The sequence below is a fragment of the Enterobacter sp. 5-4 genome, assembly GCF_000612205.1.
Classification (GTDB): Bacteria; Pseudomonadota; Gammaproteobacteria; order Enterobacterales; family Enterobacteriaceae; genus Enterobacter; species Enterobacter roggenkampii.
In genome coordinates this window covers 57,896-81,371 of the sequence record NZ_JFHW01000024.1, presented here as the reverse complement: position 1 = coordinate 81,371, position 23,476 = coordinate 57,896, and the positions used below count along the sequence as shown (strand labels likewise).

Annotated in this window: 16 protein-coding genes and 1 pseudogene; all 17 read left to right on the top strand. The window is 55.1% G+C overall.

Going from position 1 to position 23,476, the window contains the following annotated elements; genetic code table 11:
* Window positions 1–20 precede the first annotated feature (20 nt).
* On the top strand, window positions 21–1,565 hold the full coding sequence (tssC, locus tag AA74_RS0115860) for a type VI secretion system contractile sheath large subunit (protein WP_025912767.1): 1,545 nt from the start codon (window positions 21–23) through the stop codon (window positions 1,563–1,565).
* Between the two features lie 17 nt (window positions 1,566–1,582).
* Window positions 1,583–2,923 (top strand): type VI secretion system baseplate subunit TssK, encoded by a 1,341-nt coding sequence (tssK, locus tag AA74_RS0115855; RefSeq protein ID WP_025912766.1) that lies wholly within the window; start codon window positions 1,583–1,585, stop codon window positions 2,921–2,923.
* Window positions 2,920–3,609 (top strand): type VI secretion system protein TssL, short form, encoded by a 690-nt coding sequence (gene tssL / locus AA74_RS0115850; RefSeq protein WP_025912765.1) that lies wholly within the window; start codon window positions 2,920–2,922, stop codon window positions 3,607–3,609. The genes tssK and tssL overlap by 4 nt, the downstream gene beginning before the upstream one ends.
* A complete protein-coding gene (locus AA74_RS0115845; RefSeq protein WP_025912764.1) occupies window positions 3,606–5,312 on the top strand; it encodes an OmpA family protein in 1,707 nt (568 codons plus the stop codon). Before tssL ends, AA74_RS0115845 begins: the two co-directional genes overlap by 4 nt.
* A 5-nt stretch (window positions 5,313–5,317) precedes the next feature.
* The gene (hcp, locus tag AA74_RS0115840; RefSeq protein ID WP_023325816.1) at window positions 5,318–5,809 is read left to right on the top strand and encodes a type VI secretion system effector Hcp; all 492 of its coding nucleotides are present in this window, start codon (window positions 5,318–5,320) and stop codon (window positions 5,807–5,809) included.
* Window positions 5,810–5,967: 158 nt separating this feature from the next.
* A complete protein-coding gene (gene tssH / locus AA74_RS0115835) occupies window positions 5,968–8,622 on the top strand; it encodes a type VI secretion system ATPase TssH (RefSeq protein ID WP_025912763.1) in 2,655 nt (884 codons plus the stop codon).
* The gene (locus AA74_RS0115830; protein ID WP_025912762.1) at window positions 8,619–10,997 is read left to right on the top strand and encodes a type VI secretion system Vgr family protein; all 2,379 of its coding nucleotides are present in this window, start codon (window positions 8,619–8,621) and stop codon (window positions 10,995–10,997) included. The genes tssH and AA74_RS0115830 overlap by 4 nt, the downstream gene beginning before the upstream one ends.
* Window positions 10,998–11,000: 3 nt before the next feature.
* On the top strand, window positions 11,001–11,783 hold the full coding sequence (locus AA74_RS0115825) for a DUF4123 domain-containing protein (protein ID WP_025912761.1): 783 nt from the start codon (window positions 11,001–11,003) through the stop codon (window positions 11,781–11,783).
* 119 nt (window positions 11,784–11,902) lie between these two features.
* Window positions 11,903–12,436: a DUF3304 domain-containing protein gene (locus AA74_RS1000000123005; RefSeq protein ID WP_025912760.1), complete on the top strand. Its 534-nt coding sequence runs from the start codon at window positions 11,903–11,905 to the stop codon at window positions 12,434–12,436.
* Between the two features lie 181 nt (window positions 12,437–12,617).
* A pseudogene (locus AA74_RS01000000122240) lies at window positions 12,618–13,150 on the top strand (DUF3304 domain-containing protein).
* Window positions 13,151–13,331: 181 nt separating this feature from the next.
* A complete protein-coding gene (locus tag AA74_RS0115810) occupies window positions 13,332–13,865 on the top strand; it encodes a DUF3304 domain-containing protein (protein WP_025912759.1) in 534 nt (177 codons plus the stop codon).
* Window positions 13,866–14,046: 181 nt separating this feature from the next.
* Complete coding sequence (locus tag AA74_RS0115805) at window positions 14,047–14,580, top strand: DUF3304 domain-containing protein (RefSeq protein WP_025912758.1); 534 nt, start codon at window positions 14,047–14,049, stop codon at window positions 14,578–14,580.
* Window positions 14,568–17,027: a DUF2235 domain-containing protein gene (locus AA74_RS0115800; protein WP_025912757.1), complete on the top strand. Its 2,460-nt coding sequence runs from the start codon at window positions 14,568–14,570 to the stop codon at window positions 17,025–17,027. The genes AA74_RS0115805 and AA74_RS0115800 overlap by 13 nt, the downstream gene beginning before the upstream one ends.
* A gap of 14 nt (window positions 17,028–17,041) precedes the next feature.
* Window positions 17,042–17,299, top strand: a complete 258-nt coding sequence (locus AA74_RS0115795) for a PAAR domain-containing protein (RefSeq protein WP_025912756.1) — start codon at window positions 17,042–17,044, stop codon at window positions 17,297–17,299.
* 5 nt (window positions 17,300–17,304) lie between these two features.
* Window positions 17,305–18,432, top strand: a complete 1,128-nt coding sequence (locus AA74_RS0115790) for a hypothetical protein (protein ID WP_253270962.1) — start codon at window positions 17,305–17,307, stop codon at window positions 18,430–18,432.
* Complete coding sequence (locus tag AA74_RS0115785; protein ID WP_025912754.1) at window positions 18,410–21,847, top strand: ImcF-related family protein; 3,438 nt, start codon at window positions 18,410–18,412, stop codon at window positions 21,845–21,847. The genes AA74_RS0115790 and AA74_RS0115785 overlap by 23 nt, the downstream gene beginning before the upstream one ends.
* On the top strand, window positions 21,847–23,448 hold the full coding sequence (gene tssA, locus AA74_RS0115780; RefSeq protein WP_025912753.1) for a type VI secretion system protein TssA: 1,602 nt from the start codon (window positions 21,847–21,849) through the stop codon (window positions 23,446–23,448). The genes AA74_RS0115785 and tssA overlap by 1 nt, the downstream gene beginning before the upstream one ends.
* Window positions 23,449–23,476 lie beyond the last annotated feature (28 nt).

The following is a 23,476-nucleotide window of genomic DNA, read 5'->3' as shown; positions in this document are numbered from 1 at the left end:
TTTAACGGATTAATCAAGGAATGCTCATGTCTGTACAAAATAATATTGCTGGCGGGGAAAGCGTGGTGCTGGAACGTCCTGCTGTGGGTGGTGTATACGCCTCACTGTTTGAGAAAATCAATCTGAATCCTGTCTCCGAGCTGAGTGCGCTGGACATCTGGCAAGATGCACAGGCGATGTCCGATGCGACCGCTGACGAGCGTCTGACAGCAGGTATGCAGGTCTTTCTGGAATGCCTGACCAAGGCAGGCTCGAAAGTCGAAAAACTGGATAAAAGCCTGATCGATCATCACATCGCTGAGCTCGATTACCAGATAAGCCGCCAGCTCGACGCCGTTATGCACCATGAAGAGTTTCAGGCGGTTGAGAGCCTGTGGCGCGGCGTGAAGTCGCTGGTTGATAAAACGGATTTTCGCCAGAACGTGAAAATTGAGCTTCTGAGCATGTCTAAAGAAGAGCTGCGCCAGGACTTTGAAGACAGCCCGGAAATCATCCAGAGTGGCCTGTATAAACACGCCTATATTGATGAATATGATACCCCTGGCGGCGAGCCGATTGCGGCGCTGATTTCCGCTTATGAGTTCGATGCTTCAGCGCAGGATGTCGCTCTGCTGCGCAACATCTCAAAAGTATCCGCAGCTGCACATATGCCGTTTATCGGCTCAGCAGGCCCGAAATTCTTCCTCAAGGAGTCAATGGAAGACGTCGCTGCGATTAAAGATATTGGCAACTATTTTGATCGCGCCGAGTACATCAAGTGGAAATCGTTCCGCGATACGGACGACGCTCGCTACATCGGTCTGGTGATGCCCCGCGTACTGGGACGCCTGCCATATGGCCCGGATACCGTTCCGGTTCGCAGCTTCAACTATGTCGAAGAAGTCAAAGGTCCGGATCACGACAAATACCTGTGGACGAATGCGTCGTTTGCCTTCGCGTCCAACATGGTGCGTAGCTTTATCAATAATGGCTGGTGTGTACAGATCCGTGGCCCGCAGGCCGGCGGTGCGGTTCAGGACCTGCCTATCCATCTGTATGACCTGGGTACCGGCAATCAGGTAAAAATCCCGAGTGAAGTGATGATCCCTGAAACGCGTGAATTCGAATTCGCGAATCTGGGCTTTATTCCGTTGTCCTACTACAAAAACCGCGACTACGCCTGCTTCTTCTCGGCGAACTCCACCCAGAAACCGGCGCTGTATGACACCGCTGATGCGACCGCCAACAGCCGCATCAACGCGCGTCTGCCGTACATCTTCCTGCTGTCGCGTATCGCCCACTACCTGAAGCTGATTCAGCGCGAGAACATCGGTACCACCAAGGATCGCCGACTGCTGGAACTGGAGCTGAACACCTGGGTCCGCACTCTGGTAACCGAAATGACCGATCCGGGCGACGAACTGCAGGCGTCTCATCCACTGCGTGATGCAAAAGTGGTGGTGGAAGATATTGAAGATAACCCTGGCTTCTTCCGCGTGAAATTGTATGCGATTCCGCACTTCCAGGTGGAAGGGATGGACGTCAACCTGTCGCTGGTTTCCCAGATGCCGAAAGCGAAATCGTAATAACAGGCAGGAAGCCGATGAAAACGGAACAACCGTTATGGGGTAGGGGCATTATGGTCGCTCCCCAGCATTTTCAGCAACAGGTCGCGTATGCGGCCTGGTCTGCCGAGTGTATTGCCCGGCTGGGCCTCTCCTGCCCGTGGGGGGTCATAAATGCTACCTTCGAGCCGGAAGCGCTCAGGCTTGGTCGTCTTCAGGCCCGTCATCTGCATGTCCGTTTTCAGGACGGTACGCTGATTGATACAGACAATGCTGATTCGCTGCCTCCGGTACTGTCGCTTGAAAGCGAATCGCAGGAGGTGACGGTGGTGCTGGCGCTCCCGCTACTGCGGGCGAACGGCGGCAACTGCCTGAAACCCGATGAGGTGGCCGAGCGTCCGGTGCGATATCGTCAGCGCTGGCGGGATGTACGCAATACCTTTGGGGAAGACACTCGTCAGATTGCCGTGATGCAGCCTGAACTGACGCTGCGTTTTGCCCATCAGAACAACAGCGATTATCTGACTTGTCCGGTCACCCGCCTGCAGCAAGACTCGCAGGGTACATGGCTATTGGATGAAACATTTCTTCCTCCGCTGTTGACCCTCCAGGGCAGCCGTTGGCTGGTTACCCAACTGGAACAACTACTGACACAACTGCGGGCGCGACTGTGCCGTCTGATGGCAATGCGGCGTGAAAGCAATGAGCGCATGGCTGATTTCGCCGTGGCAGATGTATCACTGTTCTGGCTGCTCAACGCGCTGAACAGTGCCGAGCCCGTGCTGGGTCAGTTCCAGCGTAATCTTCAAAGCCCACCGGAACGTCTGTATCCGGAACTTTCTCGCCTTGCGGGGAGCCTGCTGACCTTTTCCCTGGAACATCAGGTGAGCGCCATACCGGCCTGGCATCACGAGCAACTCAATGCGGTATTTCCACCGCTGTTTGATTTGCTTGGCGATCTGCTTGAAGCCAGCCTGCCGTCACGCGTGGTGGCCCTGGCACTCGACTATGACCCACGGCTGCACTTCTGGCAGGCTCGCCTGCATGACCCGCGTCTGCGCGAAGGGGCTGATTACTATCTTTCTGTGCGCTCACCGATTCCGGTGGCGCAACTGCAGGAGCAGTTTCCGCGCCAGTGTAAGGTGGGCAGCCCTGACCATGTGCGGGGGATCGTCAACTCTTCCCGCGTGGGCGTGCCGCTGACGCCGCTGCGCCATGTGCCAGCCGCCATTCCACTGCGTCTGGAAAATCAGTATTTCAGTCTCGATCTCTCCCATCCTCTGGCGACTGAAATGCTCCAGAGTGGGACATGTATGTTTTACGTCCCGGGCATGCTCGGCGAGCCTGAACTTGAACTCTTTGCGGTATTGAGAACATGAGTGAACGTAAACACGGCGCTGTCGTGTCTGTTGATATTGACGCACTGCTGCAGGATACCTGGCTTCAGGTCATCAGCCTTCGCTATGGCCCGCAGTTTCAGGAAGGCGAAGGTCGGATCTTGTGGGAACGCTGTATCGCTGATGTGGAACGCGTTCAGCGTGAACTGAAAGCGAGCGAACTCGATGAAGCCAGCTGTAAGCATATCCTCACTGCACAATGTGCATTGCTTGATGAGGCGGTCAAAGGGCGCGGTGTAGAGGATGATGCCTGTGTGCAGTGGTATGACATTCCTCTGCAGGGACACTTCCTCGGCACAATGGACGCGGGTGACACTTTATGTGACAGGATGCGCGATGTGCTGCGTGAACCTGCTCCAGATAATGCCGTACTGACCTGCTTCCAGCGGGTAATGATGCTCGGATTCCTGGGAAACTTTCGTGCGCTAAACGATCCGGAACGCCAGAAACTGGTCAGCGCACTCAACGAGCGCGTTACACCGTTCAGCTACCCGCAGACCCATCCCGTTCTGGCAGAGAGCCGCAGCGGACGGGGAGCGGGAGGCTGGCTGGCGTCATGGCCCGCGCGTATCGGCCTGAGCGTGATTGTTCTTGCCGCACTCTGGTGGGGACTGGATCGCTGGCTCGATCAGATGCTGCTGACCCTGTTGCCGGGAGTCGTAAAATGAGTCCTGTACAACAGCGCGGGCTTGCGCTGTGGGCTGCCCTGCTGAGTGCTGTGGTCTGCCTGGCTTTTCTGCCGTTATCCCGGCTGGCTTCAGTGCTCATTCTGCTGGCGATGATCGGGGTTATCGTCGCGTTCTGGTATATCGCCAGACCTCGTGCGGAGCATGACGTCAACCTGCGTCTGGATGACCTTCCTGAAACTACTTACCGTCAACCTGTGGTGCTGGTTTGTGGCGATATGCCTTTGACCTGGCCGCAGCAGTCACCAGTACTGATCGTCACGCAGGGATGCTGGATCCGCGTTGAGGACCATCAGGATCTGGAGCAGGTTGCCCGTCAGATTCTGTGGCAGCGCCCGGACTGGGGGCGTCAGCTGTCGGTGATGGTCAGTGTCTGCCCGCAGAAACATGTCGACAGCGAAGCCCTGACAAGTCGTCTGCTGGCTCTGCGCTGGCAAATCAGCCAGTTGCGTAAAGAAACGGGACAGTCTGTGCCACTCATTCTGAATGGTCAGATTGGCAGCGCGATGACGGATGACATGCTCTGGCAGGCCGCTATTCCGGGTGAAGGGTGGACTGTCTGGCGTGAGTCGAATGCGCCTTGTTCGATCGCCGCGTGGGTCACCACTGGCGGTGCGCCTGTGATGCAGCAGCAGGTGCTGATGAACAGCCTGATGAGCTGGTTCCATCAGCATGTCCAGGCGGTATTCATCGATGAGAATCCTGATGTTCCGGTCATTGCACCTGCAGCGCTGCTGTGGGGAATGGGACCGATTCTTGCCGGAAGCCTTGCGTCCTCTGCCTGGACGGCATGGTTATCGCGTCATACTGCCATGCAGCAGGTAGCCGGCTGGCAACCGGTAGGGACGGACAGCACGGTGATATCACCCTTCCCGGATTTCATCCTGCCGCTGTTACCGGAAGGAAGTGGACTTACTCCCCGCGCCCGCACCTGGCGCTGTGCCCTTGGTCTTTTCACCCTGGCGGCCATCGCCGCGCTGCTGAGCAGTGGCTGGAACAATCGCCAGTTGCTGCATCGCGTGAGCTTCGATATAGCACGTTATGACAGCCTCTCCATGGATGACTACGGCCCGAAAGCTGGCGCCGTTGAGGTCCTTCGTGAGAATGCAGCGCTGCTGGATGACTATGCACGTAACGGCGTACCGGCCCGATTGGGTCTGGGGCTTTATCAGGGGGAACGTCTGCGGATGCCCCTTCTGGAAGCGATCCGCTCGTATATGCCGCCGCCTCCTAAACCGCAGCCAACCCCAAAACCAGCACCGAAAATAGTGAGGCTCGACAGCATGTCGCTGTTCGATTCCGGCAAGTCCGTGCTGAAAGCGGGTTCCACCAGGATGCTGGTGAATTCACTGGTTGGCATCAAAGCGAAACCGGGCTGGCTGATTGTCGTGTCTGGGCATACCGATAACACCGGCAATCCGCAACTTAACCAGACGCTGTCTCTGAAACGCGCCGAAGCGGTACGCAACTGGATGCGGGACACGGGCGACGTGCCCGAAAGCTGTTTTGCGGTGCAGGGCTATGGCGAAAGCCGTCCTGTCGCAACCAACGACACCCTGGAAGGGCGTGCGCTCAACCGCCGTGTCGAAATCAGTCTGGTACCGCAGGCGAATGCCTGTCAGATACCCGGCAAACACCCGGCGCCATCGCAGGATGATGGCGTCTCAGAAAATAAAACGGAGTAATTAACATGGCAATTCCTGTTTATCTTTGGCTGAAGGACGACGGCGGCGCGGACATCAAAGGGTCTGTTGACGTTCAGGATCGTGAAGGCAGCATCGAAGTGGTTGCACAGGAGCATAACCTGTACATCCCGACCGACAACAACACCGGCAAGCTGACTGGCACCCGCATCCACACGCCGTTCCTGTTCACGAAGGAAATCGATTCCTCCAGCCCGTACCTGTACAAGGCGGTGACCACCGGTCAGACCCTGAAATCCGCTGAGTTCAAGTGGTACAAAATCAACGACGCGGGCCAGGAAGTGGAGTACTTCAACACCAAACTGGAAAACGTGAAGGTAGTGAAGGTGAATCCTGAAATGTATGACATCAAGGATCCTTCTAAAGAGAAGCACAACCACCTTGAACGCGTTGAACTGCGTTACGAAAAAATCACCTGGACCTACAAAGACGGCAACATCATTCATTCCGATTCCTGGAACGAACGCGCCACGGCGTAATCCTGATGCGGGCAGGTTTTCCTGTCCGCAGTTTTTTGCTGAGTGCCTGAGATGCGGGCACTCAGCAAAGAAAAAACAATCTGCCTGCCTGACCTTATGCGCTTTGGTGAACAGCGAGGGGCGGTAGCGTGTCCAGGAACCGACAAAGAGAGAATCTCATGGAAAATCCAGCCATCCTGTTACGTCGTCTGAACCCTTACTGTGCCCGAGCGATGGAAGGCGCAGCTTCGCTCTGTCAGACCCGTGCCCATGCCGAAATTCTGCCGGAGCACTGGCTGCTGAAGCTGCTGGAGCAGGGGGAGGGTGACCTGACGGTGCTGGCGCGTCGCTATGAATGGGATATGGATAGCATCTGGCAGGATTTGCTTGGCTGGCTCGACAGACAACCTCGCTCCGTGCGCCATCGGCCCCAGCTCTCTGATGACATCCAGACTCTGATGCAGCAAGCCTGGCTACTTGCCTCACTCAATGGCGAAGAGCACATTCGCAGCATCCATCTGCTGATGGCCCTGGTGGAAAAACCAAAACTGGCACGTTGTGACGGCCTTTGGCCGTTGTTAACGCTTGCTCAGAGCCAGCTGGAGCGCCTGCGACCGTTGCTGGATGCGCAATCGGATGAACGTCCGGAAATGCAGCGCGAAGCCGAGCTGGCACAGAACCACGGTGGTGAGGTGGAGTTTGTCGGGCGTCCGGCTGGTGTGGAAATGAAAGAGGGCGAACTGAGTCCTGCGCTGCAGAACACGCTGGATAAATTCACCCTCGATGTCACCGCCAAAGCGAAGGAAGGGAAGATCGATCCGGTGTTTGGCCGTGACACAGAAATCCGTCAGATGGTGGATATCCTCTCCCGTCGCCGCAAAAACAACCCGATCCTGGTCGGCGAGCCGGGCGTGGGGAAAACCGCACTGGTTGAAGGTCTGGCATTGCGTATTGCCGAGGGTAATGTGCCTGAATCACTGAAAACGGTCACTCTGCGTACCCTTGACCTGGGCCTGCTGCAGGCCGGTGCAGGCGTGAAAGGCGAGTTCGAACAGCGGCTGAAAAACGTTATCGATGCGGTGCAGCAATCCCCGTCCCCGGTCCTGCTATTTATTGATGAAGCGCATACCATCATCGGCGCGGGCAACCAGGCGGGGGGCGCCGATGCAGCGAACCTTCTGAAACCGGCGCTGGCGCGTGGTGAACTGCGTACCATTGCGGCCACTACCTGGAGCGAGCACAAGCAGTACTTCGAACGCGACGCGGCCCTGGAGCGTCGTTTCCAGATGGTAAAAGTCGATGAGCCTGACGATGACACCGCCTGCCTGATGCTCCGTGGTTTGAAATCCCGCTACGCCGAGCACCATCACGTGCACATTACCGACGATGCGGTGCGCGCTGCTGTTACGCTTTCCCGCCGCTATCTGACGGGCCGCCAGCTGCCGGACAAGGCGGTTGACCTGCTCGACACCGCCGCAGCGCGCGTCCGCATGAGCCTCGACACGGTGCCGGAACAGCTGACCTGCATTCGCTCGCAGATTACCTCTCTGGAAATGGAGAAGCAGGCGCTGCTGGAAGATATTGCTGTCGGCAATCAGAGCCATGGTGAACGCCTGACCGTCATTGAGCAGGAAGAGAACGCTCTTATCGTTGCTCTCGACGAGCTTGAAACGCAGTACGGGCAGGAACTGAAACTCACCGAACAACTGCTGGAAAGCCGCCAGGACATCTCCCGTCAAAGCGAGACGCACGCGCTGCAGCAGGAACTGAACGGCATGCAGCACAGCAATCCGCTGCTCTCCCTGGATGTGGATGTACGCACCGTTGCCAACGTGATTGCTGACTGGACAGGCGTTCCGCTGTCATCGCTGATGAAAGATGAGCAGACCGAACTGCTGACCCTCGAAAATGAAATGGGTAAACGTGTGGTCGGGCAGGATGTGGCGCTCGAGGCCATCGCCCAGCGTCTGCGTGCGGCAAAAACGGGTCTCACCTCCGAGAATGGTCCGCAGGGCGTGTTTCTGCTGGTGGGACCGAGCGGGGTGGGGAAAACCGAAACCGCGCTTGCGCTGGCCGATGTCATGTACGGCGGTGAGAAGTCACTCATTACGATTAACCTCTCAGAATACCAGGAGCCGCATACGGTTTCCCAGCTGAAGGGCTCCCCTCCGGGTTACGTCGGTTATGGCCAGGGAGGGATCCTGACCGAAGCCGTGCGCAAGCGCCCGTATAGTGTGGTTTTGCTCGATGAAGTCGAAAAAGCCCACCGCGACGTGATGAACCTGTTCTATCAGGTCTTTGACCGCGGCTTTATGCGCGACGGCGAAGGACGTGAAATCGACTTCCGCAACACCGTCATTCTGATGACCTCGAATCTCGGCAGCGACCACCTGATGCAGCTGCTTGACGAACAGCCGGAGGCCAGCGAAGGCGATCTTCACGAGCTGCTGCGTCCGATACTGCGCGATCACTTCCAGCCGGCGCTGCTGGCCCGCTTCCAGACCGTGATTTACCGCCCCCTCTCGGAAGCAGCCATGCGTACCATCGTGGAAATGAAACTCTCACAGGTCAGCAAGCGCCTGCATCGACACTACGGCCTGAGCACGCATATTGATGAGAGCCTGTATGACGCGCTGACCGCCGCCTGCCTGCTGCCGGACACCGGCGCGCGCAATGTCGACAGCCTGCTCAACCAGCAGATTCTGCCGGTGCTGAGTCAGCAACTGCTGACCCACATGGCCGCGAAACTGAAACCACAGTCATTACGCTTTAGCTGGAGTGAGGAAGAGGGGATCGGGCTGGAATTTGATGTGAAACAGGGAGTGGACGCATGAGTAATAATCCTCCATTAAGATACAGTCATAGCCACCACCTGCTGGCGGTGAAAGGCTGTGAGTCCGCGCTCGACGTGCTGGCGTTTGAAGGCGATGAAGCCCTGAGCACGCCGTTCCGCTATCGTATTGAATTCACCAGCATTGACCACGCTATCGCCAGAGAGGCGATGCTGATGAAGCCCGGTTCGCTGACGCTGCAGGCCCCGGTAGAACAGGGTTACGGCATTAAAGTGCAGCAGGCCGTGCGCACCCTTCAGGGCGTGGTGACCGGTTTTGAACGCCTCAGCACGTCAAAAGATGAAACCCGCTACGCCCTGACGCTCCGGCCACGTCTGGCGCTGCTCGATCGCTCGCACCAGAACGCCATTTACCAGGACATGTCGGTTCCGCAAATCGTGGAAAAAATCCTGCGCGAGCGCCACGGTATGCGCGGTCAGGATTTTCTGTTCTCGCTGTCAAAAGAATACCCGCGCCGTGAACAGGTGATGCAGTACGGTGAGGACGATCTGCACTTTATCACCCGCCTGCTGGGTGAGGTCGGTATCTGGTTTCGCTTCACCACCGACACGCGCCTCAACATTGACGTGGTGGAGTTTTACGACAGCCAGCAGGGGTATGAAAAAGGTCTGACGCTGCCGTCGGTACCGCCATCGGGCCAGCATTCAAAAGGCGTGGATTCAGTCTGGGGAATGGAATGCCATCACAACGTGGTGCAGAAGCAGGTCAGCACCCGGGACTACAACTACCGTCAGGCCACGCAGGACATGAACACCCTGGTGGATGCGACCCGCGGGGATGTCACCACGTACGGTGATGCCTATCACTGGGCGGATAACTACCTGACGCCGGGCAGCATCTATGACCGCAATCCGGCCCCGGAGTCCGGGGCCTTTTATGCCCGCCTTCGTCACGAACGCTACCTGAATGGTCAGACCCGGGCGCAGGGCATCACCAGCTGTCCGACCCTCTCGCCGGGTCAGGTACTGAAAGTCACCGGCGGGTATGAAGTGGCCGACGTGTTTGCGCAGGGCGTGGTCATCACGGCGATGCACACATATGCCCGCCGTGATAAGGACTTTGCGGTTGATTTTGACGGCATTCCGGACAGCACCGATTTTGGTTTCCGCCCGGAACCTGGCTCACGCCCGGTGATGGCTGGCACCTTACCGGCCCGCGTTACCAGCACCACCGAAAATGACACCTACGGGCATATCGATAAAGACGGTCGCTATCGCGTCAACATGCTGTTTGACCGTGATAACTGGGAAACCGGGTTCGAGAGCCTGTGGGTGCGCCAGTCCCGCCCATACGCAGGGGACACTTACGGTCTGCACCTGCCGCTGCTGGCGGGCACCGAAGTGGCGATTGGCTTTGAGGACGGTAACCCGGACCGGCCGTACATTGCCGGCGTGCTGCACGACTCGGCGCACGGCGACCACGTCACCATCCGCAACTACAAACGCAACGTCCTGCGTACCCCGGCGAACAACAAAATCCGCCTCGATGACGAGCGCGGAAAAGAGCACATCAAGGTCAGCACGGAGTACGGCGGGAAGAGCCAGCTGAACCTTGGACATTTAGTGGATGCTGAGAAGCAGAAGCGCGGTGAGGGCTTTGAACTCAGGACGGACAGCTGGGGTGCCATCCGGGCGCAGAAAGGGATCTTTATCTCGGCTGACGGTCAGACGAAGGCGCAGGGCCAGGTGCTGGATATGGCACCAGCAATCAGCCTCCTGAAAGGGGCGCTCAACCAGGTCACGGAATGGGGAAGCATCACGCAGACTCATCACAACTTTTCGCCTGATACCGATCCACTGAGAGAGTTCGTTAACGGATCTGAGGGGCTTAAAGCCCCTGCGCTGCTGATGTCTGCCCCGAATGGTATAGCCGCCGTTACGCCTGAAACCACGCTCATGCACAGCGGGAAAGGTCTTTACCTGCAGAGCCTGGGCGAGGTCAATATAGCATCAGCACAACGTCATTCGGTCAACGCCGAAAAAGCGATTTCTATGCTGGCACAGCAGGAGGGAATGCGGCTGGTTTCTGGAAACGGCCCGATGACCCTGGAATCCCACGCTGACACCTTATCGCTGACCTCGCTTAAGGACATTACCGTGCAGTCAACGCAGGGGCATCTGCAGATTACGGCGAAAAACGGCATCACTATTGGTTGTGGCGGCGCGTATATACGGCTTTCGCCGCAGGGAGAGATTCATATTCACGGACCAGGGCTGCTTAGCCTGAAAGGTCAGCACAAGATGCTGGGGCCGCAGAGTGAAGATTTTCCATTGCCGGAACTTCCTTCCTCGGTCTGCAAGGAGTGTCTGAAACGGGCGCAGGAAATGGCTAAAGGGTTTGTGCCGAGGGAGAGTTAATAAGTGTTGAATGAATATTCTGAAAACGTGCTGGAGAGCGCTCGACGGCTTTGCCAGCAGATTGGACACACCTATATCGATGTCATTGTTGATCAGTGTAGTGTGGATTATTCAGTCATTCCGGCGTTATCAGGTTTTTCTCCGGAGATAAAATGGCAGTCGCTGTATAAGGGCTTACCGGAGGAGATTTATCCCGAAGATGCGCCTCTTCTGGTGCGGGTTATGTTTGACGATCTGCAACAATGGAACTGGCTTCAGGCGCTTGCAAAAGAAATGTCCTCAACGGCACCTTTACTGATTATATGTTCGCCATGGACATTGTCTGGATTGGGTAAATGGCTTACTGAAATCGTTAATGCCCGCCAGGAAGGCAGAGAAGGTGTTTTTCGGTTCTGGGATACTCGTATTTTTTCTTATCTTTTTACGGATATTCTGAGCGCTGAACAGCAGGCGCAACTTAAAAGACCCGTAATAGGCTGGGGATGGCAGGATCGTGATGGACAGTCGGTATGGCTTACAGGAAGCGGGAAAATCCCGAAGCGCGACGAGCGCGCTGAGCAAGTAGATTTCAGCGATAAGCAATATGAAAAATTTATGTGCTTATGTGATGCAAAACGTTTTATTGACCAGAAGTTACTGATGACAACGATGTTTGCCTCAAAGGAAGCTGAATTCAGGGCGTGCTTTGAGGGAATGGTGAGCGCTACCCAGGCCGGCGTATTGTTCGACGATGAACGTGATGCCTGGGTGATCGACTATTTGACCCGATTGCATGCCGGAATTTGATAATGAAGGTGCTGGAAGTATGTTCTACGTAACCACGGATTTGGTCTGGTACCTGCCTGAATTTCCGGCTCAGGTCCGGCAGGTGTAAGAGTGGACGACGCAATACAAGGACAATAAGGATGAAGATAACAATTTCAGGTGTATTACTGGGTGCTTTTTTACTGGCCGGATGCAGCCAGCCAAAGGCTGAGGCGCAAACGCAAAGCGGTGGTACGGGAACAATAAAAGCGATTAACCATACCAAATGGGCCATCAATCATTTCAGCGTAAACGGTCAGTCGGGCATTGATATTATTGGTCCATTTCAGGGGGGCGGCGGAGGATGCTGTTACGGTGTACCTTCAGCCTGGAAACCGGGAATGACAGTCAAAATTGACTGGGAAACAGGAGTTGGTGGGTCGAAAGGTTTTCCGGGCTTTTCTGACAGAGAAAAATATAAAAAATGGAAACGGCAGAATGATTTGCAAAAAAAACAACATAGCGCGATTGTTTCAATACCTGATTATACAGGACAGGAAACCTGCGGTATTACGGTACATTTTTTACCGTGTGATGACGTAAAGGTAACAACCAGCTGCTGGTCACCTGCTAATGCAAATTACCCGATCAAACTCCCCCTGGAAATGAAGGAGCCAAAAGTATGTCCGAAGTAACCACGGATTTAGTCTGGTATCCACCTGAATTTCCTGCTCGTGGCAGCAGGCTTAAAGCCTGCCTGTCATAACCTGAACAGAAAGTTATTCCGGACCAGAAATGATTTAATTATGTCAGCCGACGGCACAACTAAATGATTTTACCTGTAAGAGTGGACGACGCAATACAAGTAAAATAAGGATGAAGATAACAATTTCAGGCGTATTACTGGGCGTTTTCTTACTGGCCGGATGCACTCAGCCAAAGGCTGAGGCGCAAACGCAAAGCGGTGGTACGGGAACAATAAAAGCCATCAACCATACCAAATGGGCCATCAATCATTTCAGCGTAAACGGTCAGTCGGGCATTGATATTATCGGGCCTTTTGATGGCGGTGGCGGTGGGTGTTGCTATGGCGTACCGGCAGTCTGGAAACCAGGAATGACAGTACGTATAGACTGGGAAACCGGGCGCGGGGATACCGATGGTTTTCCTGGGTTTGGTGATGACGCTAAATATCTCGCATGGGAAAAAAAATGAAGGCAGAGAATCGCCAGCACACAAAAACAGTACCACTGCCCGATTATACAGGACAGGAGACCTGCGGTATTACGGTACATTTTTTACCCTGTGATGACGTAAAGGTAACAACCAGTTGCTGGTCACCTGCTAATGCAAATTATCCTATTAAACTACCGCTGGAAATGAAGGAGCCGAAAGTATGTCCGAAGTAACCACGGTTCTGGTCTGGTACCCGTCTGAATTTCCTGCTCGTGGCAGCAGGCTTACAGCCTGCCAGTCATAACCTGAACAGAAAGTTATCCCGGGCCGGAAATGATTTAATTATGTCAGCCGACGGCACAACTAAATGATTTTACCTGTAAGAGTGGACGACGCAATACAAGGAAAATAAGGATGAAGATAACAATTTCAGGCGTATTACTGGGCGTTTTCTTACTGGCCGGATGCAGTCAGCCAAAGGCTGAGGCACAAACGCAAAGTGGTGGTACGGGAACAATAGAAGCGATTAACCATACCAAATGGGCCATCAATCATTTCAGCGTAAACGGTCAGTCGGGCATAGATGCTATCGGGCCTTTTGACGGCGGTGGCGGTGGGTGTTGCTATGGTGTACCGACAGTCTGGAAACCGGGAATGACAGTACGTATAGACTGGGAAAGCGGTGAGGCTTCCACAGAGGGATTCCCGGGATTTGCTGACTATGAAAAATATAAGGCCTGGGAAAAGAAAATGAGTGCAAATAACAGAGAACATAGCAAAATAGTACCGCTTCCCGATTATACAGGACAGGAAACCTGCGGTATTACGGTACATTTTTTACCCTGTGATGACGTAAAGGTAACAACCAGCTGCTGGTCACCTGCTAATGCTAATTATCCAATCAAACTTCCGCTGGAAATGAAGGAGCCGAAAGTATGTCCGAAGTAACCACGGATTTGGTCTGGTACCCGCCTGAATTTCCTGCTCGTGGCAGCAGGCTTACAGCCTGCCAGTCATAACCTGAACAGAAAGTTATCCCGGGCCGGAAATGATTTAATTATGTCAGCCGACGGCACAACTAAATGATTTTACCTGTAAGAGTGGACGACGCAATACAAGGAAAATAAGGATGAAGATAACAATATCATGCGTATTACTGGGTGTTTTCTTACTGGCCGGATGCAGTCAGCCAAAGGCTGAGGCACAAACGCAAAGTGGTGGTGCAGGAACAATAGAAGCGATTAACCATACCAAATGGGCCATCAATCATTTCAGCGTAAACGGTCAGTCGGGTATTGATATTATCGGGCCTTTTGATGGCGGCGGCGGAGGGTGTTGCTATGGCGTACCGGCAGCCTGGAAGCCGGGAATGACTGTTCGCATAGACTGGCAAACTGGCGTTGGAACTTCTGAAGGTTTCCCCGGGTTCGCTGATCGTGAAAAGTATAAAGCTTGGGAAAGAGAAATTACGGCACAAAATCGCCAACACAGCAAAACAGTCCCACTGCCCGATTATACAGGACAGGAAACCTGCGGTATTACGGTGCATTTTTTACCCTGCGATGACGTAAAGGTAACGACCAGTTGTTTCACCTACGGTAGTCCGTCCTACCCGATCAAACTACCGCTGGAAATGAAGGAGCCGAAAGTATGTCCGAAGTAACCACGGATCTGGTCTGGTACCCACCTGAGTTTCCTGCACAGGGACGTCTGCCGTCGCATTCTGTGCTGGTTGGAAAAAACTGCAGGCAGCAGGAAAGTCTGGAGCGTGCTTATCGCAATGAACTCTGTCAGGCTAAGAACAAGCTGGTAGATATGCCGTGCTGCAAAACTCTTCATATTAGTTTGTTCTTTGATGGCACCGGCAATAACCTGAACAACGATCTCTATTTGTCTGACCCAAAACATCCAACCAATATCGCTCGTCTTTTTCGTGCCACGATCGGCAATGGGACTGTTGGTGGGGTGTCTTCCACTGCCGGGTTACTCGATTCTGATTCTGGTCTCAAGGGGAGCTATTATAAATATTATATCCCTGGCGTCGGGACACCTTTCCCGGAAATAAACGATCTTGATTATTCGTCCTCGGGGCTGGCCTTTGCCAAAATGGGGGAGGACAGAATTAACTGGGCGTTGCTGAGAATAATTGACGCATTAAAACGTTCTTTAGCTGCTAAAAATGACGATAGCAGTAAACTTTCGGATAGTGCAACTCGTGCTGCCATTGAAGCCATGGCAACGTCGTGGGCCTCCTTTGGTTTAACCGGGAGCCATAATCGTTACGAAACGTTTACTGATGAGCTAAAAAAGCTGAAGCCTTTGCTGGGTCCTGCGTTGCAGCAGCCGAGCCCCACGCAGCCGAAGTTGTTGGCTATCAAGCTGTATGTGTACGGTTTCTCTCGCGGAGCGGCCGCAGCGCGCGCCTTTGTCAACTGGCTGAGCGAGCTGCTGCCCGTACCAACAGGCAAAGACGAAAAGCCCGAGCAGTGCCTGATGGTGGATGAATTGAAAATACCCGTCAGCGTGGAATTTCTGGGGCTGCTGGATACCGTGGCGTCCGTGGGGGTTGCGCATGTAGCCCCGGTGGCGGAAGGGCATATGTCCTGGGCCGACAACACCCAGGAGTTGCCAAATGAAAAAACTTACGGCGGATTGATTAAGAATTGTGTGCATCTGGTGTCCTCGCACGAGCAGCGTCTTTGTTTCCCGCTGGATTCTATTCGTCGCGCTGACGGTCAATATCCGGCAAACAGTAAGGAAATAGTTTATCCGGGTATGCATTCAGATATTGGCGGCGGGTATCCACCGGGTGATCAGGGGAAAGCAAATTATCTAGATATTAGTGATAGCCAGCTACTTTCCCAAATTGCTTTACATGATATGTACTGCAACGCTTTTAGAGCGGGTGCACCTATGAAAGTTTCTATTGAGGCTCTGACTGATGATTTAAAGAAGGACCGCTGGAGGCAATTACCTCCTGATGGTTTGAAACAGTTTAATATAGATACCACACTTATCAACCGCTTCAACGCATGGCGACAACTCACACTTAATCTCCCCCCCTCAGGGAAGAGAATAGCTGACGAACAGGCTGCAGAATACGATCCTCCTCGGGCGACAGTCAGTCTCGAAAAAGCCTTCGAAAATCAGATAGCCTGGATCACCGCGTGGCGAATCGACCGCTATGCCAAAGGCACCATGCTTACTACGCCGTTTTACCTGCGGGCATCGGATAAAGATGGCAACCCGGGGGCGCTGGAAACGTCCAAAGCTAAACGGGACCTGAAGCAGGGGGCGGTTGAGGCCCGACGGAAAGAAAAAATCGCCAGCCAGCCTGCAGATAAAATGGATGAGTTAGTGCTGGAAGCCGGGATAAAGGACTTTGACCCGGATATCGCTCAAACCCAGCTGAAGCAGGCCGCGGTGGAGTTTGGCGAAGACTATCGACAACAGCTCCGCAGCCCGACCAGCATTGGGCAACTGGTGCTGGCGGCCATCCCGCACAACACCATATTCCTGCTTAATATCGATGACAGGCCGCGAGAATATGCCCTGATCAAAGCCTCAGCCGACACGAAGGTTGCGATATTGTTCCCGCCGCTCGGAGAGGCCTCAAACGCGGACACCCCGGCCGGGCTGGTCAGAGCGCTTTTTGACGATCAGGTACATGATTCCCGTGCGTGGTTTATGCATTACGCGCTGGGAACGCGTGAGCCCTGGGGGAGCTACTTCCTCTACCGGATGATCTACTTCGGTGATAACTGCAATAAATCGCTCTCTCCGTTGACCATTGCCGGTGATGTCGTTGGGGCCGCCACGGTGGTGGGTGGGGTGATCTTCAGCTTCAGGCAGAAAGGCACGCCGGCAAAACTGGCTGGCCTTGCCGCAACGGCCGGGCTATTCACGCTGGAATCGCAGGCAGTGGATTACCTGACCGGACTGGCTATCCCAATGGTCGACAACGCCGATGCGTTAAAAGCCTTTACCACCGAGCCAGGCGTGGTCACGGCGCAACAGACCGCAGCAATAGGTGAAAAGCGCCTGGAAATGGCGAAATCAATTATTCAGTCCGGATGGCTGGAAAAAGCACAATCGCTGGTGACTACCTGAGCAGGAGACAATGAATGAAACAGGTCATTCGTGAGGGAGATACCCTGAAGGAGTATGGCGGTAAGGTTCTGGGTGGCCACTATCTCTGCTTTGGTAAAGGGATAGCCGCTAAAGGGGATGCGGTTAAATGCAACAAGCACGGTATGACGATCATCGCGGAAGGCAGTTCACTCTCAGAGGTCGATGGTCAGCCTGTCGCCCTGCATGGACATCGCTGCGCGTGCGGCTGCACGCTGGTGAGTTCCTTCCCTGATTTTGGTATCGAACAGTGAGGAACGTGCCGAAGTATCCTGTCTGGGAAACAGCCAGAGCACCCATAACCCGTCGCTGGCTGCAGGCAGGGGCATTTATTATTTTACTTGCCGGAGGCACTGGGGCGTTGACTGGCGAGGCTAACCGCAGCGCTGCGGCTTTTGCGGTAATGGGCTTTGCCCTGGTCTCCATCGGTTTTCTCTGGCTTTGCCGACTGCTTTATTACCGCTTCTCTTTGCACCATGCAATGGCCTGGCAACGCAACGTCAGGCACGAGCAGAGCCTGTGGTGGGAAGAACATCAAAGCCAGCTTGGGCTGCAAGACGTCCTGCTGCTTGGCCCGGCAGGTGCGGAAACGGTGGACTGGCAAAGGGTGCTTCGCCGTATTCAGCGGCCCCCTGCTGAACGTCACGAGTCTGGTGGGAAAACACTGCGTATTGCCCGAACCTTCTCCACAGAGAGCCAGGAACGTGAGCAGCAGCTGGTTCGCGCGCTCGTGATGCAGTGGAAGACGAGCTCACGCGATATGCCGCGGTCGATCTCGCAGTGCTTTTTTCTGGGAGATGCCCTCGTATGGTCAGCTTTTTATGCACAAATGAAGGACTCTTTTCCAGGAATTGCATTGCCAGACCAGCCTGAACGCTGGGAGGGAGAGGCGACGCTTGCGAGATTGACGGCCCTGCTTCGGGAGGATGCGAAAAGCCAGTATCTTGTGGTTGGATGCGTTTCATGCCCCGCTTCACCTGATAGCCTGTTGTCCGCAGGGGAGTCTGCAGTACTGTGGCTGATAGGCACTGACGCACCGGTGGTGATGCCTCGGGGGGAATATTATGACGCCTCTGCTTCAGACAAATTGGACATCGTCTGCGAACGCGCAGTTACTCAATGTGAACTTAAGGAAGATCCGGCCGCCTGCATTTTGTTTTCGCATCCTCAAATTCCCCAGATTGACGAGTGTGGCTGGAATACCACCCATAACCTGCAGGACAGCTATTGGGGAATGCCGGGAAGCATGGAACCTCTTATTGTTATTTCTCTTGCCGCTCTTTTTGCCCAAAACGAAGCACAGCCTTGCGGCTGGATTAGTACCGATCCTCAACATACCCTCGCTCTTGGAATAGTAAAGCCACATGGAAAAGGAAAACACCCTTAAACCAGACACAAGTATCTCGACTGCCGTAACGGTGACTATCACCCTTGCTGTTGTCACTTTGGTGATACTTTTTGGAGGCCTCCTCTACTGGTATTTCGCTGTTGATGTCTCGCTGGGCTGGGAATCGGTTCGGCCCCTGCTTATTGTCTGCGGCATTGCCTGGATTACGTCAATTTGCCTGATTGTGCTGGGTTTTCTCGGCGTTCAGCTGTGGCAGATATGGCATGTCAAGACGCTCTCGACGCGAGGAGAGAGAGAAAACCACAGAAAGCAAAAAGTAAAACAGCAGGGATTAAAAGCTGAAATCGCGGGTTCTTTGCGCAAGCGCTACACCCTTTTCTGGCGTCATAACGTCCGCCTGCTGCTGGTTACCGGTGATGAGACGGCAATCGAACAGCTGGTTCCTGGTCTGCAGGAAAACCAGTGGCTTGAAGGCAATCGTACTGTACTGATTTATGGCGGCAGTCTGGCTTCTGAGCCCGATCGCGAAAAATACACCGCGCTGCGTAAACTTCGGCGGGGACGTCCACTGGATGGGATTATCCGGGTCATACCTCCAGCATTTAACCTGACACCGCAGATGAGTGACAACGATTTACGCGGGCTGGAAAAAATCAGCGAACTGCTGCGTTATTCCGCACCGGTATGGTTATGGCAACTGCGCGACAGTAAATGGTCGCAGGCTAAGCGTATTGAGCAGGTGGTAGGGACTCATTTCCCGCTGCGCGCTAAAGAAAGCGACATTATCGGTCAGCTTGAACTGATGCTGCCGGCATTGCGGACGCAGGGGGTGAACCAGGTCGCTGAGAACAACCGTCACGATTTCCTGCTACGTCTGGGTCAGCATCTCAAAGACGGCGGCATTGCCCGTTGGGCTCAGCAACTGACGCCATGGCTCTTTGTCTCTCAGCAGCGTGTTCCGCTGCGTGGCCTGATATTTAGCTGCCTGCCGGACAAAAAATCTACTGACGCAGAGTCCTCTATCGCGTCTGTACAGCATCATGCCCTTACTCTGCCCGTAACCTGGCAGGGTATTATTGACGACTGCATCCGTGTGCGTGGCCGCCGTGTCGGTATGGCCTGGGAGCAGACCCTCGCCTGGACGCTGATGACCATCATCGGTATCTGGGGAGCGGGTACACTGCTGTCGTTCGCGGTCAACCGCATGCAGATAGTCTCTGTTGCCGAGCAGGCGCATGCGCTGGTGGAGCATCCTTCCGTATCGGATTACCAGCTCACGGCTCTGCATACCCTACGTAATGACGCCGGCCGCCTGCTGCACCGTATTCAGGAAGGAGCGCCCTGGTACCAGCGCTTCGGTCTGGACCATAACCAGCAGCTGCTCGATGCGTTGCTGCCCTGGTACGGCGTGGCAAATAACCGCCTGATACGCGACCCGGCGAATCAGGCGCTGACACAGAAACTCAGCGCATTGGCAAATTCTGCCCCCAACAGCGACCAGCGTGCACAGCTGGCGAAGCCGGGTTATGACCAGCTTAAAGCCTGGCTGATGATGTCTCGTCCGGATAAAGTCGACGGCGCGTTTTATGCGCAGACCCTGAAAACCGTGCAGCCGACACGAATGGGTATTTCTACCGGTCTGTGGCAAAGCCTGGCGCCGGATTTGTGGGCCTTCTACATCACCGAACTGCCTGAGCAGCCACAGTGGAAAATCACACCGGATGCGCAGCTGGTCAGCCAGAGTCGCCAGCTGCTGCTGCAGCAAATTGGGCGTCGTAACGCTGAAAGCACACTGTATGAAAATATGCTCAAGTCAGTGCGTCGTAACTTCGCCGATGTCTCCCTGGAGGACATGACCAGCGGTACCGATGCGCGTCGACTTTTTTCTACCGAGGAGGTCGTACCGGGCATGTTCACCCGCCAGGCCTGGGAAGGTGGCATTCAGCAGGCTATCGAAAAGGCTGCAAATTCCCGCCGGGATGAAATTGACTGGGTGCTGAGTGATTCCCGTAAAGCCGTATCGGCGGATCTGTCGCCGGAAGCGCTCAAAGCACGCCTGACAGAGCGTTATTTCATTGACTTTGCCGGCAGTTGGTTGAATTTCCTCAATAGTCTGCACTGGAACCCGGCAAACAATATTGCGGACGTTACCGACCAGTTGACGCTGATGAGCGATGTCCGCCAGTCGCCACTGATTGCCCTGATGAATACCCTCGCCTGGCAGGGACAGACAGGCCAGCAAAGCGAAGGTCTTTCGGACTCCCTCATCAAATCGGCTAAAGATCTCGTCGGTGGAAAAGATAAACCTGCCATTGATCAGGCTGCGTCAGGGCCGCAGGGGCCGCTGGACGATACCTTTGGCCCGCTGCTACAGCTTCTGGGTAAAAACAAAGGTGGTAATGTCATGTCGGCGGACAACTCCCTGAGTCTGCAGACGTATCTGACCCGTATCACCCGCGTGCGTCTGCGACTGCAGCAGGTAGCCAGCGCTTCTGACCCGCAGGCAATGATGCAGACCCTGGCGCAGACCGTATTCCAGGGCAAAAGCGTGGACCTCACCGACACTCAGCAATACGGCAGCCTGATTTCGGCAAGTCTTGGCGAGGAGTGGAGCGGATTTGGCAGCACAATGTTTGTGCAGCCGCTGACCCAGGCCTGGGAGACCGTGCTTCAGCCGTCGGCAGCCAGTCTGAATGACAAATGGAGCCGCTCGGTTGTCGCGAACTGGCAGACTGCCTTTGACGGTCGTTTCCCGTTTGCTGCCAGCAAAAGCGATGCCTCTTTACCGATGCTGGCTGAATTTGTGCGTAAGGACAGTGGACGGATAGAACGCTTCTTGTCGACAGAGCTCAACGGTGTGCTACACAAAGAGGGTAGCCAGTGGGTACCGGATAAGGTCAACAGCCAGGGACTGAATTTTAACCCGGCCTTCCTGCGGGCCATTAACCAGCTGAGCCAGCTGTCAGACATCCTGTTCACCGATGGCAGTCAGGGCATCAGCTTTGAGCTGCAGGCGCGTCCTGTGCCACAGGTGGTGGAGACGCAGCTAACCATTGATGGACAAAAGCTGCACTACTTCAACCAGATGGCCGACTGGCAAAGCTTCCGCTGGCCAGGAGAGACTTACAGGCCGGGAACGATGCTGACATGGACCACGGTCAACGCCGGTGCGCGTCTGTTCGGGGATTACAGCGGGACCTGGGGCTTTATCCGCTGGCTGGACTTGAGCAAGCGTCAGCAGCTTGACCGCAGCCAGTGGATGATGAGCTTTACTGCACCGGATGGTCGCACCCTGCAGTGGGTGCTGCGCTCCCAGCTCGGAAAAGGCCCGCTGGCGCTGTTGGATCTGCGTGGTTTCACGCTGCCGGATCACATATTCAGTGTCGACAGCGCGGCCACCGCTCAGGCGCTGATGGCTAATACGGAAAACAATGACATGGAGGGCGTCGAATAATGAGCACATTGCAGAATTTGGTTATCGCCTGTCAGGCTGACGATGCTCAGCTGCGTGAACAGGCGCAGACGCGCACGGATAACTGGCAGCCCTGGCTTGCTCCGGTAAGCGTAGCCAGTCCGACCGGGGAAGACCCGGGATATCACGATGATTTTCAGCGTATCCGCGAAGAGGTTAATAAGCTCTCTGGTATTGATACCGAACTGATATGCACGCTTGCTGAAAAGTTACTGACCACCACAGCCAAAGACATCCGTATTGCGACCTATTACTGCTGGGCGCGATTGCACCAGGATGGCGAAGCCGGCTTTGCCGAAGGGCTTGAACTGCTTGCCGGATTATTGCAGCGCTACGGCATGCAGCTTCACCCGCAGCGGGACCGAAGCCGCAAGGCTGCACTGGAATGGCTTGCCGGTAGCCGTGTCCTGGACAGTCTGTCACTGTTTCCGGAGGTCATCCGCGAGGATGCACAGCGTACCGCCGGGGCCTTGCTGCTCATCAGTACCCGTCTGGAGACCGAGCCGGAAGCATCGCGGCCAGAGCTGAATGCCCTGTACAGCGGGCTGGAGTCTCGCCTGATGAAGGCCGGGGGTGTGGATGCCGTGGTACCGCAGAACGCAGGGAATAAGGCGCAGTCACAGCCCTTTACGCATGCGACCGAGTCAGATGCGCCGGTTCTGAACCGCATCACCTCCGGTCAGGATTTGCTGGCCCAGGCCCGTACCCTGACGGGATATCTGCGCGAGCAGCCCGATGGCTGGCTTGCCGCACACCGGCTGATGAAAAGCCTGCGCCATGACACGCTGAGAGCGATCCCTGCACCGGATGCCGAAGGGAAAACACGTATCGAACCACCGCGGGCTGACCAGCGGGCCATGCTTAAACGGTTGTACCTGCAGCAGAGCTGGCTGGAGATACTGGAGCAGGCGGACAGCACCTTCTCGCGTGGCGCTAATCACCTCTGGCTGGATTTGCAGTGGTATATCCATCAGGCTCTGATGAAATTGGGGCACGATGTGCTGGCCGATATCATCATCGCCGATCTGAAAGGGCTGCTGAGCCGTCTCACAGGACTTGAAACGCTGGCCTTTAATGACGGAACGCCGTTTGCCGATGAGGTCACGCTCAACTGGATAAATCAGAGCGTGCTGGACGATTTGTCCAGCTGGCGGGATGAGCCGGTCAGTGCTGCTGGTGAGGCAGATAACGATATCCTGGCCCTCGAGCCGGAAGCGCTGGAGAAAGCGGACACTGACGGTCTGGATGCCACCCTTCACTGGCTCCAGACCCGTCCAGGTTGCGACTCTACAAAAGACAAATGGTTGCTGCGCCTGCTGATGGCCCGCATAGCCGAGCAAAAGGGTAAAAATGAGCTGGCCCTGCATCTGCTGGGTGAGCTCGATAGCGCCGCACGGTCAATCACCCTCACGCAGTGGACACCGACACTGCTGTTTGAAGTGAAATCTCGTCGCCTCAGACTGCTGCGCATGAAAGCCACACGCAGTGAAACCGATAAGTCACGCCTTCAGCCTGAGATGGACCAGCTTTTGGCCGGTCTGATTGCGCTCGACCCGGCAGGCAGTGCGGTGCTTTGCGGATAAAAACGCCTGGCTACCTTTAACATTCCTA